This window comes from Amycolatopsis thermalba (assembly GCF_023376025.1).
Lineage (GTDB): Bacteria > Actinomycetota > Actinomycetes > Mycobacteriales > Pseudonocardiaceae > Amycolatopsis_E > Amycolatopsis_E thermalba.
The window spans coordinates 4,010,315-4,024,399 of sequence record NZ_CP091196.1 but is presented as its reverse complement, the minus strand read 5'-3'; the positions used below and the strand labels follow the sequence as shown (position 1 = coordinate 4,024,399).

Below are 14,085 nucleotides of genomic sequence, written 5' to 3'. Positions count from 1 at the left end.
GGGGGTCACCAGCGTCGCTGGAACCGGTTGCGCAGCCAGATCGCCAGCCCGTTCATGGCGAGCAGGACGAGGATCAGCAGCAGGATCGTCGACCAGGCCAGGTGCTGGAACTCGATGGCGGGCAGCGACACCAGGTTGAAGATCTGCACCGGCAGCACGGTGTAGCGGTCGAAGATGCCGTCGGGGTTGACGGTGACGAAGACCGTCGCGCCGACCAGGATCAAGGGCGCGGCCTCGCCGATGGCGCGCGAGAGCGCCAGGATCGACCCGGTGGCGATGCCCGACACCGACGCGGGCAGCACCTGCCGCCAGGTGGTCTGCCACTGCGTCGCACCGAGCGCGAGCGAGGCGTCCCGGATCTCGCGGGGCACGGCGCGCAGCGCCTCCCGGGTGGTGATGATGATGACCGGCAGGATCAGCAGCGCCAGCGCCACCGAACCGGCCAGCGCGACCGCGCCGACCGACAACGGTCCGCGCACCACGAAGGCCAGGGTGAGGATGCCGTAGATCACCGTGGGCACCGCGACCAGGTTCTGGATGTTGAGCTCGATGAGCCGGTTCCACCACTTGGTGTTGTCGGCGTACTCCTCCAGGTAGATCGCCGCGGCGACGCCCAGCGGCAGCGCGAGCACGATGGTGCCGGCCATCACCCACAGCGTGCCGAAGATCGCCGACTGCACACCGGAGGTCGCCGGCCGCAGCTTCGAGGGCTGGTTGCCGATCAGGTTGCCGTCGAACCGGGCCAGCCCTTCGGAGATGATCACGACCAGCACCGTGCACAGGAACAGGCACGCGATCGCCAGGCAGGCCCACAGCAGGCCCGCGAACACCGCGGAGCGGACGTCGAACCGGCGGCGGCCGGTGAGCGTGGCGGCGCTGTCGTACTCCAGCAACGTCATCAGTAGGCCTGCCTGTACTTACGGACCAGCGCGATGCTGATCATGTTGATCACCAGTGTGATGAGGAACAGCAGCGCGCCCACCGCGAACAGCGAGTAGTACACCGGACTGCCCTGCGGGGCGTCCCCGCTGGCGACCTGCGCGATGAACCCGGTCATCGTCTGCGCGCCGACCAGCGGGTTGAGGGTGAACTGCGGCTGGTTGCCCGCGGCGATCGCCACGATCATCGTTTCCCCGACCGCCCGGGAGATGCCGAGCACGATCGCGGCGACGATGCCGGACAGCGCGGCCGGGAACACCACCCGCAGCGTGGTCTTCATCCGGTTGGCCCCCAGCGCGTAGGACCCCTCTCGCAGCGAGCCCGGCACCGCCGACATCGCGTCCTCCGACAGCGACGCGACGGTCGGCACGATCATGAAGCCCATCACCAGGCCCGGGGAGAGGTTGTTGAAGATGGCGGCGCCGACGACGTCCTGCAGCACCGGGGTCAGGATGGTCAGCGCGAACACGCCGTAGACCACGGTCGGCACGCCGGCCAGGATTTCCAGCACCGGTTTGAGCACCTTGCGGGTGCGCGGGTTGGCGTACTCCGACAGGTAGATCGCCGCACCGAGCCCGAGCGGGACCGCCACCACCAGTGCGATCAGCGTCGTGCTCGCCGTGCCCAGCACCAGCGGCAGCACGCCCCAGTTCTTGTCGTCCCACGCGGCCTTGTCACCGAACCCGGCCGTCCAGCTCGTGCCGGTCAGGAACTCGCCGAACCCGACGTGGCTGAAGAAGGTGACCAGTGGGGCCAGCAACGCGACCGCGATCCCGGCCGTCACCGCCACCGACACCAGCGCCGAGCCGGCCAGCCCCGCCAGGATGAGCCGTTCCCCGATTCGGCTCCGCTTGCGGCGAAGGTCGACCGGGCGGCCGCCCGAAGGCGGGCTCCCCGCACCCGGGGAGCCCGCCGTGACCGGTCCAGCGACCATCAGGCGCCGGCCTTGGTCTTGAGTGCCTGCAGCTCGGACTGCGCTGTGGTCACCTGCGCCTGCGTCAGCGGGATGAACTTGGCCGCCTGGACGATCTCGGTGTTCTTCTCCAGGTAGAACTCGGCGAACTTGAGCACCTGCGGCTTCTTCAGCCCGGCGTCGGAGACGTAGATGAACAGCGGGCGCGACAGCGGCTTGTAGGTCCCGTCCTGCGCGGTCTGCACCGACGGTGCGACGCACCCGTTGCCACCGTCGACCTTGACGGCCTTGACCTTGTCGGCGTTGGCCTCCAGGTAGGAGAAGCCGAAGTAGCCCAGCGCCCCCTTGGTCGCCGACACGCCCTGCACCGTGACGTTGTCGTCCTCGGTCGGGTTGTAATCGGTGCGGCTGTCACCTTCCTTGCCGTTGATCGCCTCGGTGAAGTAGTCGAAGGTGCCCGAGTCCGAACCGGCGCCGAACAGCTGCAGCGGCTCGTTCGGGAACGAGGGGTCCACCTCGTTCCAGTTCTTGACCGTCGAGCCCGGCTCCCAGATCTTCTTCAGCTGATCCACGGTCAGGCATTCGGCCCACGTGTTGTCCTTGTTGATCACCACACTCAAGGCGTCGTTGGCGACCAGCAGCTCACTGAAGGCGATGTTCTTCGCCGCGCATTCCGCCTTCTCCGAGTCCTTGATCGGACGGGAGGCGTCGGAGATGTCGGTCTCGCCCGCGCAGAACTTCTTGAAGCCCCCACCGGTGCCGGAGGTCCCGACGGTGACGTTGGTGTCCGGGTTCTCGCCCATGAACAGCTCGGCCGCGGCCGAGGACAACGGCTCCACCGTGCTCGATCCGTCGATCACGACCGGCCCGGACACCGCCTCGCCCGTGGCCGCGCCGTCGTCTCCGCTGCCACCGCACGCGGCCAGGGTGAGCCCGGCTGCCATCACGACGGCCGCAGCCCGTGCCCGCTTGAACTGGCGGATGGTCACTTGGTGTGCCTCCTGCTAAGGGTCCCCGGCACACGCGCCGGGAGGATCCGTCCGCCCCGCGGTCGCGAGGCCCCTGCATCGAATAATTTCGTTCTAAACGAAGGGTGAACGAAGAGTGAAGGCGGGGCCTCGAATCGAAAAATGTCGTTCCAGCGGTCTCGCGCTAGGTGTATCCGGTCAGGACGTTGGTAGCGGCGTGTCTGGCTGAGTAAAGGAGAACCTCCGGTTGGGATGTGGCTTGTCTAAGGCCCACTCCGATCCGGAGGTTCTCGTGTTCCACGGTAGTGCCCGGCTGACGGTTCACGGTCGGCGACTGATCGTTCAACGCCACCCGGCCGGCTGGAAACAGGCCCACATCGCCGAAGCGATGGGCGTGTCCCGCAAGTGTGTGAAGACCTGGATCGACCGCTACGCCGCCGAAGGCGAGTCTGGCCTGGTCACCCGCTCCTCACGCCCACACACGAGCCCCAACCGCACGCCCGACGAGGTCGAGCAGCGGGTGTTAGACCTACGTCACCGCGAACGCCGCGGACAGGACTGGATCGGCCTCGAGCTCGGACTCCCGCCCCGCACCGTGTCGCGGATCCTGCGCCGCCACGAGGTGCCCTACCTGGCCGAGTGCGACCCGATCACCGGCGACGTCATTCGCGCCTCCCGCGCAACCGGCGTCCGTTACGAACGCGAACGACCGGGCGAGCTGGTCCACATGGACGTCAAGAAGCTCGGCAAGATCCCCGACGGCGGTGGCTGGCGTGTCCACGGCCGCAGTGAACAGGTCCGTGCTCGCGGCATCGGCTACGACTACGTCCACTCACTCGTCGACGACCACTCCCGCCTGGCCTACTCCGAGATCCTGCCCGACGAGAAGGGCTCGACCTGCGCGGCGTTCCTACTGCGTGCCGCCGCCTACTTCGCCGATCACGGGATCTCCCGTATCGAGCGCGTGATCACCGACAACCACCTCAGCTACCGACGATCACGCGACATGGCCGCCGCGGTCGCAGCACTCGGCGCAACACACAAGTTCATCCGGCCCCACTGCCCCTGGCAGAACGGGAAAGTCGAGCGCCTCAACCGCACCCTCCAGGCCGAGTGGGCCTACCGGCACGCCTTCACCAGCAACGAGGCACGAGCAGCAGCACTTGCAGCCTGGATCGAGCACTACAACACTGAACGCCGCCACAGCGCACTCGGAGGACGACCGCCCATCAGCCGGCTACCAACCTAACGGCCGGATACAGCTAGGCGTCGAGCGAGACCCGGGGCAGCAGGAGCGCGCGCGCCTCGTCCAGGCGATCCGGCAGCAGTTCGTACCAGACCCACGTGCCGCGGCGTTCTCCACGCACGAGGCCGGCCCGGCTCAGGATGCCCAGATGATGGCTCACAGTGGACTGTGACAGCGCGGTGCGCTTGGCCAGGTCGCAGACGCAGACCTGCTCGCCGCCCGCCAGGAGCGTCAGCAGGTGCAGGCGCGCGGGGCTCGACAGCGCCTTGAACACCGCGGCGACATCGCCCGCCGCGGCCTCGGACATCGCGGCGACAGCATCGGGCACGCAGCGCTCGCCGCCGCGCCCGCGACGGTGGTCGTTCACCAGATCGAGGCTGGCGAGCTTCGTCATGAGGTAAAGGCTAGGTCATGGATTGACCAATGTCGATCCAAGGGTTGACAGCGATCTCGCTGCCCTGCTGTGCTTGTTTCGACAAAACTCGATCCAGGATGGATCGTACCCGGAGGGGCACCACCATGACGCGCGCCAGCGGCCTACCCCAGCATGATCTGCACGTTCAACTCGACCGGATCGTCGAGGAACTGTCCGACACCTTCCACGGCGTCTTCAGCCCGGAGACGGTCCGCCGCTACGTCGACGAGACCCACACCCTCCTCCGCGCCCAGGCCAGCGTGACGACCCACCTGGCGACCCTGACGGCGCGTTTCGCCAAGGAGCGCCTCACCGACCACGGTCACACGCTCGGTCTCGCGCGGGTCGCCGTGCCGCAGGTGCTGTTCATCTGCGTGCACAACATCGGCCGGTCCCAGATGGCGGCGGCCCTGCTCGACCACCACGCCTCCGGCAAGGTCGCGGTGCGCTCGGCCGGGTCGCAGCCGCGAGACCACATCCCCCGGCAGATCGTCGATGCGCTGGCCGAACTCGGGGTGCCGCTGACCTGCGCCTATCCGAAGCCGCTGACCGACGAGGTCGTGCGCGCCGCCGACATCGTGGTGACCATGGGCTGCGGGGACGCCTGCCCGGTGTATCCGGGTAAGCGGTACCTCGACTGGCAGATCGACGACCCGGTCGGCAAACCGATCGAAGAGATCCGGCCCATCCGGGACGAGATCGACCGGCGCGTCCGCGACCTGCTCCCGGAACTGCTCGGCGAAGCCTGAGCCGCAGCCGATGCCCGGACAGTTCCTCGGAACGCTCGCCGGCGTCATGGCGGCGCTCGCGTTGTTCACCTTCGGCTTGCTCAAGCTCGCCGACCTGTGGAGGTCGCGGGCCCGCGCCTGGGAACAGGCAGCGGTCGCGGCGGGCTGGGCCTGCCTGGCTTTCGGCGTCACGCTCGTCATCTCGACCGCGTACTACGCCGTGTCCTCCTGAGCGGAACCGGTCACCGGATGTTCACCTGGATCGGGCATTATCGAACCAAGCACCTCTGCCGATCCTCAAGGAGCATCCGGTGACCGACATTCCCGAGGTCCTGTTCGTCTGCGTGCACAACGCCGGCCGGTCCCAGATGGCCGCCGCGCTGCTGCAGCACTACGCCCTGGGCCGCGTCGCCGTGCGTTCCGCCGGTTCGGAACCGGGCGAGAAGGTCAACCCGGCGGCCGCGCAGGCACTGGCCGAGTGGGGCCTGGACATCACCGCCGAGGTGCCCAGCAAGCTCACCACCGAGGACGTCGAAGCCTCCGACGTGGTCATCACCATGGGCTGCGGCGACACCTGCCCGGTCTTCCCCGGCAAGCGCTACCTGGACTGGCAGCTCGACGACCCGGCCGGCAAGCCCGTCGAGGAGGTCCGCCCGGTCCGCGACGACATCGACCGCCGCGTGCGCGCCCTGCTGGCCGAACTGCTCGACAGGTAAGAGCCCGTCAGCTCTCGGCCGGCGCGAGCGCGGCCGAGAGCTGCGCCATCGCCGCGGGCACGGCGCGGTAGTAGATCCAGGTGCCGCGCCGCTCGCCCGTGATCAAACCCGCTTCCCGCAGCACCTTCAAGTGATGCGAGATCGTCGGGCCGGTCAGCTCGAACCCCTCGGTCAGATCGCACACGCACGCCTCCCCCTCGGCGTGCGAGGCGATCAGCGACAACAGCCGTAACCGGACCGGGTCGGCCACCGCCTTGAACCCGCGCGCCAGCGCCTCCGCCTGCTCCGCCGACAGCGGCGTCTGGCTCATCGGCGGGCAACAGGCCACGAGGTGGTTCAGCAACAGCTCCTGGTTCGACACCTCGCTATTTTGACGGTGATCGATTCAGTGAGGCAAGGTTGTCTCGATCGCACCCCCACTGCTCGTCACCGCCATACTCACAATGTGAGCCTTGACGACGCGCGGCGTACCCGGGGGAGCGTCGGCATGAGCCGTACGATCGAGATCGCCGTCGAACACGCGTCGGCCGGCTGCTCCATCCTGCGCATGGCCGGTGAACTCGACCGGTCGACGGTCCCCGCGTTGATCGACCAAGGCATGGCCCTGCTCGACACCGGACACCACTACCTGGTCCTCGACCTGTCCCGGGTCACGTTCTGCGATTCCTCGGGTGCCGACGTCTTCCTCGTACTCGGCCGCACCGCCGAGGAGAGGGGTGGGAGCCTGGTGCTCGCGGGGTTCGGGGGCCTGATTCAGCGACTACTCGAACGCGCCGGGCTGATCGGCGTCCTGCCCACCACGATCACCGTCCGCGACGCCGTCGCCCGCTTCGACTCGGCAGCCGCCGAGGGCGCCGGTTTCTGACCTCGCCGTCCTACCCTCGGCGCTTGAGCAGCCGCCGGGCGAGGTGAGCGGCGTCGCGGCCGACGCCGCGGATGGTGGCCGAGGAGAAGCTGCGCTGCCATTCCAGCCCGACGAACCCGAGCCCGGGGTGGGTGGTGGACAGGCCGTGGTGCTGCTTGGGCATCCCGGCCGGGTCGAGGGCGCCGAGCTTGTCCAGGTAGGACAGTCCGGGGCGGAACCCGGTCGCCAGGAGGATGGTGTCGACCCGTTCGCGGGTGCCGTCGGGCCAGGTCACGGTGTCGCCGTCGATGGCGGTGAACATCCGGCGCTGGTCTGGTGCGCCGGCGTCGATCGCGGCGCGGTAGCCGCCCGCGTCCTGGACGGGCATGCCCGGTTTGGTGCGCAGCCAGGGGCCGATGGGCAGGGCGTCGAATCCGGTGACGGTGAGCCAGAAGTGCACGTCCCGCCCGAGCGGTTTCCGGGGGGCGTAGCGGATCGGGTGGCGGGTGGCGAGGGTGACGCGGGCGTGCGGCGCGAGGTCGACGGCGATCTGGACGGCGGAGTTGGCCGCGCCCACCACCACGATGCGCTGCCCGGCGAAGGGGCTGGGCTCGCGGTAGTCGCTGGAGTGCAGGACGGTGCCGGTGAACCGGTCGAGCCCGGGTAACGCGGGCCGATACGGGGAGGTGAAGGCGCCGGTGGCGGCGATGACCGTCGGCGCGGAGAATTCTTAACCCGCCTCGGTCGACACCAGAAACTCGCCGTCGGGCCGGGTCACGGCGGTGACCCGGTGGCCGGTGCGGATGTCGGCCTGCAGGGCCGCGGCGTAGCGGCGGAGGTAGTCGATCACCTCGTCGCGGTGCGGATAGTGGTCCGGGTCGCCGGGGAACGCCATCCCGGGAAGCGAGCTGTAGCGAGCCGGGGAGAACAGGTGCAGGCTGTCGTAGTAGTGCGGCCACGATCCGACCGGCTCGTCGCCGGCCTCCAGCAGGACCGGCTCCAGCCCGCGGGCTTTGAGGACGCGGACGGACGCGAGACCGGCTTGACCGCCGCCGATCACAATGGCATCAGGCATGACAAAGAAACCCTTTCAATACGACGAGTTCAGAAGATCGGCTACCGGGGGACGCTGACCAGGGAGGCCACCACTGCCGCGACGGCGACCAGGGCCAGCACGAGGAAGGTGTGCGAGTAGCCGCCAAGCCCGTCGGCGATTGCGGCGCCCGCCCACGGCGCGAGCGACATCGTGATCGTCAGCGGCGCCGACAACAACCCGGTGAGGCGTCCATAGTGGACCGCTCCCCAGCGGTCGGTGATGGCCGTGGCCTGCAAGAGGGTGAACACACCACGAGCCATGCTCGCGACCACCGCGGCGATAACGAGTGCGGGCGCGGTGGTCAGCAGACCCAGCACACCGGTCGTGGCCGCCACCGCGGTGAGGATGATCGCGGTGCGGACCCGGACGCTGGTGTGCCGGGTGAAGGTGGTGTAGCCGAGGCGGCCCAGCACCTGCCCGGCCCCGCCGAGACCGAGCGCGACCGCGGCGGCACCGGGACTCAGCCCACGTTCGGTGAGCAACGGCACCAGGTTGATCACCACCGCGAACGCGGCGAACGCCGACAAGCTCAAGGCCACCACCAGCGCCACGAACGCACGGCTCCGCGCGATACGTCCGGGATCGGCGTGCGCGGGGCCCTCGTGCGGCTCGGGATCGGGCCAGTGCCCCCGCAACCCCCACGCGTGGCCCGGAATGGTGATCACCGCCAGGATGGCGGCGAGGACGAGGTAGGTCTGCCGCCAGTCCAGGTGGGAGGCCAGCGCGGCGGTCAGCGGGGCGAACACCGTCGACGCGAGGCCGGCCGCCAGGGTGAGCACGGTCAGCGCGCCTACCCGGCGCGGCCCGTACCAGCGGGTCAGCGCGGCGAATGCCGGCGGGTACAGCGTCGCGCCCATCGCCACCCCGGCGAGCAGCCACGCCGCGATGAACCAGGCGAGGTTCTGCGCAGTTGCGATCGCCACCACCGCGGGCACCGCGAGGATCGAGCCACCGGTCATCAGCCACCGCGGCCCGTACCGGTCCAGCCACCGCCCCACCGGAATGCCGGCAAGGGCCGCGACCAGCTGCCCCGCGGAGAAACCGGCCGTGATCCACGTCGGTGACCACCCGGTGGCCTTCGCGATGTCGGTGGCCAGCACGGGGAAGGCGTAGTACAGCACGCCCCAGCTGGTGATCTCGGTGACGCACAAGGTCACCATGACGCGGCGCAGCCCGGCCTTCGACAGCGAGCCGGGCTGCGCGCAGGCATCAACCGTCACCGGTCCGTCGAGGGGGCGGACAGCGAGATCAGCTCCGGGTCGGCCGAACCACCGCAGCACCCGCCCGAAGAGGCGTCCGCAGCGGGCTCGTCGAACAAGCCGGCCCCGCCGCAGACGCCGGTCTCGGCCAGGACCAGCTCCACCCGCCCAGCGGCCTCGTGGTCCCCGGCCAGTGCGGCGGCGATGGAGCGGACCTGCTCGTAGCCGGTCATGGCGAGGAACGTGGGGGCGCGGCCGTAGCTCTTCATCCCGGCCAGGTACACGTTCGGCTCCGGGTGCGCGAGTTCCTTCGCGCCGTGCGGGTAGACGGTGCCGCACGAGTGCACGTTCGGGTCGATCAGCGGCGCGAGCGCGACCGGCGCCTGCAGCGTGGCGTCCAGCTCCAGCCGCAGCTCCGACAGCCAGGACAACTCCGGGCGGAAGCCGGTCACCACCACGACCTCGTCCACCGCCTCGACGGTGCGCCCGTCGCCCGAGCGCAGCACCAGGCGGCCCTGCTCGTCGCGCGCCACGGCCTCGGTGCGGAACCCGGACACGACCTGCACCAGCCCGGCGTCCACGGCCTCCTTGGCCCGCAGCCCGAGCGCGCCGCGGGCGGGCAGCTGGTCGGCCTCGCCGCCGCCGAAGGTGGCGCCCACCGAGCCGCGGCGCAGGATCCAGCTCACCCGCGTCCCCTCCACGGCGGTGAGCGCGACCAGCGCCGTCAACGCGGAGTGCCCGCTGCCCGCGACCGCGACGTGCCTGCCGGCGAACCGTTCCCGGACCACCGGGTCGCCGAGGTCGGGCACCCGGTAGGTGATCCGGTCCGCCGCCGCCCGCTCGCCCAGCGCCGAGAGACCGTCGCCACCCAGTGGGTTCGGGTTGGTCCACGTGCCCGAGGCGTCGATCACGGCCCGCGCGGTGATCAGCTCCTCGCGGCCGTCGGCGTGCCGGACGTGCACCGTCAGCGGCTCGGTGTCCCGCCCGTGGTCGACCACGCGGTCCCGGCCACGGCGCGCGACACCCACCACCTCGGTGCCGAACCGGACGCGCTCACCGAAGGCGGCGGCCAACGGGGCGAGGTAACACGCCACCCACTCCTGCCCCGTCGGGTAGTCCTCGGCCGCGGGGCGTTCCCACCCGGTGGCCTCCAGCAGCCGGCCTGCCGCCGGGTCCACCAGCTCCGACCACTGGGAGAACAACCGCACGTGGTTCCACTGCGCCACCGACGCCCCCGCCCGCGACCCGCGCTCCAGCACCACCGGCTCCAAACCCCGCTCCAGCACCTCGGCGGCCGCCGCGAGCCCGATCGGCCCAGCCCCCACCACCACGACGGGCAGCTCACTCATCCCGGCTCCTTCCATCGATCCAGCTCGATTGACTTGGCCTCAGACTGTATCGACTGTCATCGATCGAGGCAACCATCGATTGGAATCGATACACTCGGGGACATGACCACGACTGCCGCGCCCCAGGCCCAGGTCCTGCCCGACGGGGAAGCCGCCACCTACGCCGACTGGTTCGCCTGCCTGGCCGAGCCCACCCGGGTGCGGCTGCTGCACGCCGTGGCCACCGCACCCCGCGGCATCACCGTCGGCGCCCTGACCGGCCTGCTCGGCATCAGCCAGTCCACCTGCTCACACCACGTGCGCAAACTCGCCGACGTCGGGTTCGTGCAGGTCCGCAAGGAAGGCACCGCCACCATCGTCACCGTCAACGCGGCCTGCTGCGCCGGCCTCCCGCACGCCGCCGACGCCGTGATGGGCCTGCTCGCGCCGCGTCCCTGCTGCCCCGAAGACGTCCCCGCCGACGTCACCGTGCGGGCCTTGCGCGACGAGGACTGGGCCGCCGTCCGCCGCATCTACGGCGAAGGCATGGGCACCGGGCTCGCCACCTTCGAGACCACCGTCCCCAGCCGCGCCACCCTCGACGCGACATGGCTCCCGGACCAGCGGTGGGTCGCCGAACTCGACGGCGAAGTGGTCGGCTGGGCGGCCGCCACCCCGGTGTCCACTCGCGACTGCTACGCCGGCGTCGCCGAAACCTCGATCTACGTCGCCGACGGCCACCGCGGCCGCGGCATCGGCAAAGCCCTCATCCGCCAGCAAGTCATCGCACTCGACGAAGCCGGCTACTGGACCCTGCAAACCTCCATCTTCACCGAAAACCGCGCCAGCCTCGCCCTGCACCACTCCGCCGGCTACCGCACCATCGGCATCCGCGAACGCATCGCCCAACGCAACGGCACCTGGCACGACACCGTCCTCCTCGAACGCCGCAACAACATCAACTGATGAACTGGATGTCCACCAGGACAGGCAAACGCTGCGTGGCGAGGTTAACGATCGCGCCTGGCATGCTCCCCGCTCGGGATGCCATGATTTCGCGGGCCGCTGCGCAGCGCACGTCCAGCAGCGGCGTTGACAGTGAGCGACACAAGCGGCCGAGATCATGGGAATCGCCAGCGCGCACGGCGTGGCGGCCACCGAGCATCACCAGAGCCCGCTCAGCCGACACCGCCGGGTCCCGAACAGCGCACTGCGGCCGACAATCAGCACGGCGAGGATCATGTCCTCGGGGACCCGTGCGCTGTGCGATGCAGTCAGCAAGATGCTGGCACAGTTGCCAAAAGCCCTACGTACGCCCGCATACCTTCCAGTCAGCTCGTGGTCACCGCCGACGGCACCATCCGGCGAGTCCTGCCACCTGCTCCGTGCAACTCTCCCAAGCAGGGCAACCCAGTGCGTCCGAGCCGCGGAGTTGGAAGCGCACTGACTTGCTCGGGCACCGGGACAACAGGGACTGTTTCAAGATCGGTGTTTCTGGCCCGACACGCCGGGCTGAGGTCCGGCGGGATGGGCACTGTGAGTGATGACATCTGGGGCTGTGACTCCACGTAAGAGTGAGAAGCGGTTGTCGCCGGAGCAGGCCGCTGCGGTGGCGATGGTGGCCGAGGCCCGGCAGCGGGGGCTGGAGCTGACCGGCCCGAACGGGCTGTTGAAGCTGTTCACCAAGAACGTGTTGGAAACCGCGCTGAATGAGGAGATGACCGAGCACCTCGGACATGAGAAGCATCGTGCCGAGCCGGGGCGTGATTCGGCGAATGTGCGTAACGGGACCCGGAAGAAGACGGTGCTCTCGGACGCGGCCGGCGAGGTGGAGATCGAGGTTCCGCGGGATCGGGAATCCACGTTCGAGCCGCAGATTGTGAAGAAGCGGCAACGTCGGCTCACCGATGTGGACGAGATCGTGCTGTCCCTGTATGCGAAGGGGATGACCACCGGTGAAATCTCGGCGCATTTCGCCGAGATCTACGGCGCCTCGGTGAGCAAGGAAACGATCTCCCGCATCACCGACAAGGTCGTGGCGGAGATGCAGGACTGGGCCAGCCGTCCGCTCGACGTCGTCTACGCCGCGGTGTTCATCGACGCGATCGTGGTCAAGGTCCGCGACAGCCAGGTGGCCAACCGGCCTTTCTACGCCGCCATCGGTGTCACCGTGGACGGCCGTAAGGACGTGCTCGGCCTGTGGCCGGGCAGCGGCGGCGAGGGCGCCAAGTTCTGGATGAGCGTCCTGGTCGATCTGAAAAACCGCGGCGTGAAGGACGTGTTCTTCCTCGTCTGCGACGGTTTGAAAGGCTTGCCCGAGGTGGTGGAACAAGTCTGGCCGGCCGCGATCGTGCAAACCTGCATCATCCACCTCATCCGCAATTCGTTCCGGCTCACCTCGCGGAAATACACCGACGCGCTCAAACGGGACCTCAAAGCCATGTACGAGGCCCCCAACGCGACAGCGGCGGAAGTGGCGTTGCAGGAACTGGACGACAAATGGTCTGCGCAGTATCCGGCGCTGGTCCGACTGTGGCGCAACGCCTGGGCCGAGTTCGTGCCGTTCCTCGATTACGACGTCGAGATCCGAAAAATGATCTGCTCGACCAACGCGATCGAATCGCTCAACGCCCGCTACCGGCGGGCGGTGCGAGCCCGCGGCCACCTCCCAACCGAGCAGGCCGCCCTGAAGTGCCTGTACCTTGTGACCCGCAGCCTGGACCCCACCGGCACAGGCCGCGCCCGATGGACGATGCGCTGGAAACCCGTACTCAACGCCTTCGCCATCACCTTCGGTGACCGCTGGCCGGCCGCCGAAACCTACTAACCGAACCGCCAGAAACACCGATCACGGGATAGACCCGGACAACAGGCCCACTCCCCCGGCGGAGTGCGAGTAGAGCCACAATTTCAAACTCGCGCCAGTGTCGATGCCCCGCACCAGGGTGGCCCGGGGGGCGACCGGAACGGCAGCAAGCGCGTGCGGGTGGCGGGTTGAGTCGCGCTCAGGAGGCCGTGAGGGTAAGGCTGTCGGGGATGGCGTTGAAGGCTTCGTCGACGCGGTCGATGAGGGTGCCGATATCACCACCACGGGGGTTGCGTTCGCCGCGGAGGCCGCGGATCCAGTTCTTGGCGCCGCACCGCCAGGCGCTAAGGGCGAATTCGCCGAGGAGCCGGAGCCGGACGTCGTCGCGGCTGTCGATGCCGAGTTTGGCTTCGAGGACGTCGACGAGAGTTTCCTGGGTCTGCATGGACAGCAGGACGCTGTGATCGCGCAGCGCGGGTGTCCGGGCCGCGAGCCCACGGGTGGGCAGGAACCACCGGGCCCAGTCATCGCCGAGGTCAGCCAGGACGGCGGTGAGTGCTTCGCGGAGCGCGGCGAGGACCGGCCCCTGAAGGTCGCGGGTCCGGACTTCCTCGACGTAGACCTTCCAGAGGTCGAGTTCGGCGGCGAGCGCGACGTCCTCCTTGGACGTGTAGTTGGCGTAGAAGGTGCGCTTGGAAACTTCCGCCTGCGCGACCAGGTCGTCCACGGTGACCGCGTCGAAGCCGTTGTCCAGGAACAGCCGCAGCGCGGTCTCGGCCAGTGTCTTCCGGGTGCGCAACTTCTTGCGCTCGCGCAGCGGCAAGGTGCGGTCGTTCTGTGTGGTCATCGCTGGTCAGCCTAGCTGAGCACACCTGAGGCGCAAACCC

General features: G+C 69.1%; 15 protein-coding genes and 1 pseudogene. 7 read left to right on the top strand and 9 right to left on the bottom strand.

Annotation, left to right across the window (positions count from 1 at the left end; all coding sequences use genetic code 11):
- Positions 1–5: 5 nt before the first annotated feature.
- The 3 genes from pstA to L1857_RS19355 are packed head-to-tail and all read right to left on the bottom strand — an operon-like array spanning position 6 to position 2,841.
- Positions 6–899, bottom strand: coding sequence for a phosphate ABC transporter permease PstA (gene pstA, locus L1857_RS19365; RefSeq protein ID WP_116113417.1), 894 nt, complete (start codon positions 897–899; stop codon positions 6–8).
- Positions 899–1,873 carry a phosphate ABC transporter permease subunit PstC gene (pstC, locus tag L1857_RS19360; protein ID WP_094003117.1) on the bottom strand — a complete coding sequence of 325 codons (975 nt, stop codon included), beginning with the start codon at positions 1,871–1,873 and terminating at the stop codon, positions 899–901. Before pstC ends, pstA begins: the two co-directional genes overlap by 1 nt.
- Positions 1,873–2,841, bottom strand: coding sequence for a PstS family phosphate ABC transporter substrate-binding protein (locus tag L1857_RS19355; protein WP_198958102.1), 969 nt, complete (start codon positions 2,839–2,841; stop codon positions 1,873–1,875). The genes pstC and L1857_RS19355 overlap by 1 nt, the downstream gene beginning before the upstream one ends.
- Positions 2,842–3,112: 271 nt before the next feature.
- On the opposite strand from L1857_RS19355, the gene L1857_RS19350 reads away from it, so the two are divergent.
- Positions 3,113–4,069, top strand: coding sequence for an IS481 family transposase (locus tag L1857_RS19350; protein WP_249467451.1), 957 nt, complete (start codon positions 3,113–3,115; stop codon positions 4,067–4,069).
- Positions 4,070–4,082: 13 nt separating this feature from the next.
- Here the strand turns inward: L1857_RS19350 and L1857_RS19345 are convergent, their stop codons facing one another.
- On the bottom strand, positions 4,083–4,460 hold the full coding sequence (locus L1857_RS19345; protein ID WP_094003118.1) for an ArsR/SmtB family transcription factor: 378 nt from the start codon (positions 4,458–4,460) through the stop codon (positions 4,083–4,085).
- A 125-nt stretch (positions 4,461–4,585) separates the two neighbouring features.
- Between L1857_RS19345 and L1857_RS19340 the strand changes: the two genes are divergently transcribed.
- The 3 genes from L1857_RS19340 (at position 4,586) to L1857_RS19330 (ending at position 5,925) form a co-directional block, all read left to right on the top strand.
- The gene (locus L1857_RS19340; RefSeq protein WP_116115405.1) at positions 4,586–5,230 is read left to right on the top strand and encodes an arsenate reductase ArsC; all 645 of its coding nucleotides are present in this window, start codon (positions 4,586–4,588) and stop codon (positions 5,228–5,230) included.
- 10 nt (positions 5,231–5,240) lie between these two features.
- The gene (locus tag L1857_RS19335; protein ID WP_094003120.1) at positions 5,241–5,441 is read left to right on the top strand and encodes a hypothetical protein; all 201 of its coding nucleotides are present in this window, start codon (positions 5,241–5,243) and stop codon (positions 5,439–5,441) included.
- A gap of 79 nt (positions 5,442–5,520) precedes the next feature.
- Entirely contained in the window at positions 5,521–5,925 is a 405-nt protein-coding gene (locus L1857_RS19330; protein ID WP_094003121.1) for an arsenate reductase ArsC, read from the top strand.
- A 7-nt stretch (positions 5,926–5,932) separates the two neighbouring features.
- On the opposite strand, the gene L1857_RS19325 is transcribed toward L1857_RS19330, so the two are convergent.
- On the bottom strand, positions 5,933–6,235 hold the full coding sequence (locus L1857_RS19325; protein WP_094003147.1) for an ArsR/SmtB family transcription factor: 303 nt from the start codon (positions 6,233–6,235) through the stop codon (positions 5,933–5,935).
- Between the two features lie 177 nt (positions 6,236–6,412).
- Here L1857_RS19325 and L1857_RS19320 point away from each other — a divergent pair, with 177 nt between their 5' ends.
- Complete coding sequence (locus L1857_RS19320; protein WP_094003122.1) at positions 6,413–6,790, top strand: STAS domain-containing protein; 378 nt, start codon at positions 6,413–6,415, stop codon at positions 6,788–6,790.
- Positions 6,791–6,800: 10 nt separating this feature from the next.
- On the opposite strand, the pseudogene L1857_RS19315 reads toward L1857_RS19320, so the two are convergent.
- From L1857_RS19315 to L1857_RS19305, 3 genes and pseudogenes are all read right to left on the bottom strand, one after another.
- A pseudogene (locus tag L1857_RS19315) lies at positions 6,801–7,844 on the bottom strand (flavin-containing monooxygenase).
- A 41-nt stretch (positions 7,845–7,885) separates the two neighbouring features.
- Entirely contained in the window at positions 7,886–9,085 is a 1,200-nt protein-coding gene (locus tag L1857_RS19310) for an MFS transporter (protein WP_429727770.1), read from the bottom strand.
- Positions 9,082–10,413, bottom strand: coding sequence for an NAD(P)-binding domain-containing protein (locus L1857_RS19305; RefSeq protein WP_249465808.1), 1,332 nt, complete (start codon positions 10,411–10,413; stop codon positions 9,082–9,084). The genes L1857_RS19310 and L1857_RS19305 overlap by 4 nt, the downstream gene beginning before the upstream one ends.
- A gap of 102 nt (positions 10,414–10,515) precedes the next feature.
- Here L1857_RS19305 and L1857_RS19300 point away from each other — a divergent pair, with 102 nt between their 5' ends.
- Positions 10,516–11,358, top strand: a complete 843-nt coding sequence (locus L1857_RS19300; RefSeq protein ID WP_116115409.1) for a helix-turn-helix domain-containing GNAT family N-acetyltransferase — start codon at positions 10,516–10,518, stop codon at positions 11,356–11,358.
- A gap of 649 nt (positions 11,359–12,007) precedes the next feature.
- A complete protein-coding gene (locus L1857_RS19295; RefSeq protein WP_249467448.1) occupies positions 12,008–13,219 on the top strand; it encodes an IS256 family transposase in 1,212 nt (403 codons plus the stop codon).
- A 178-nt stretch (positions 13,220–13,397) separates the two neighbouring features.
- Here the strand turns inward: L1857_RS19295 and L1857_RS19290 are convergent, their stop codons facing one another.
- Positions 13,398–14,045: a TetR/AcrR family transcriptional regulator gene (locus L1857_RS19290; RefSeq protein WP_094005545.1), complete on the bottom strand. Its 648-nt coding sequence runs from the start codon at positions 14,043–14,045 to the stop codon at positions 13,398–13,400.
- Positions 14,046–14,085 lie beyond the last annotated feature (40 nt).

Bases quoted from the DNA above. Each gene is read 5' to 3' on its own strand.
- pstA (WP_116113417.1), bottom strand. From the start codon at position 899: ATGACGTTGCTGGAGTACGACAGCGCCGCCACGCTCACCGGCCGCCGC.
- pstC (WP_094003117.1), bottom strand. From the start codon at position 1,873: ATGGTCGCTGGACCGGTCACGGCGGGCTCCCCGGGTGCGGGGAGCCCG.
- L1857_RS19345 (WP_094003118.1), bottom strand. From the start codon at position 4,460: ATGACGAAGCTCGCCAGCCTCGATCTGGTGAACGACCACCGTCGCGGG.
- L1857_RS19340 (WP_116115405.1), top strand. From the start codon at position 4,586: ATGACGCGCGCCAGCGGCCTACCCCAGCATGATCTGCACGTTCAACTC.
- L1857_RS19335 (WP_094003120.1), top strand. From the start codon at position 5,241: ATGCCCGGACAGTTCCTCGGAACGCTCGCCGGCGTCATGGCGGCGCTC.
- L1857_RS19325 (WP_094003147.1), bottom strand. From the start codon at position 6,235: ATGAGCCAGACGCCGCTGTCGGCGGAGCAGGCGGAGGCGCTGGCGCGC.
- L1857_RS19320 (WP_094003122.1), top strand. From the start codon at position 6,413: ATGAGCCGTACGATCGAGATCGCCGTCGAACACGCGTCGGCCGGCTGC.
- L1857_RS19305 (WP_249465808.1), bottom strand. From the start codon at position 10,413: ATGAGTGAGCTGCCCGTCGTGGTGGTGGGGGCTGGGCCGATCGGGCTC.
- L1857_RS19300 (WP_116115409.1), top strand. From the start codon at position 10,516: ATGACCACGACTGCCGCGCCCCAGGCCCAGGTCCTGCCCGACGGGGAA.
- L1857_RS19295 (WP_249467448.1), top strand. From the start codon at position 12,008: ATGGTGGCCGAGGCCCGGCAGCGGGGGCTGGAGCTGACCGGCCCGAAC.
- L1857_RS19290 (WP_094005545.1), bottom strand. From the start codon at position 14,045: ATGACCACACAGAACGACCGCACCTTGCCGCTGCGCGAGCGCAAGAAG.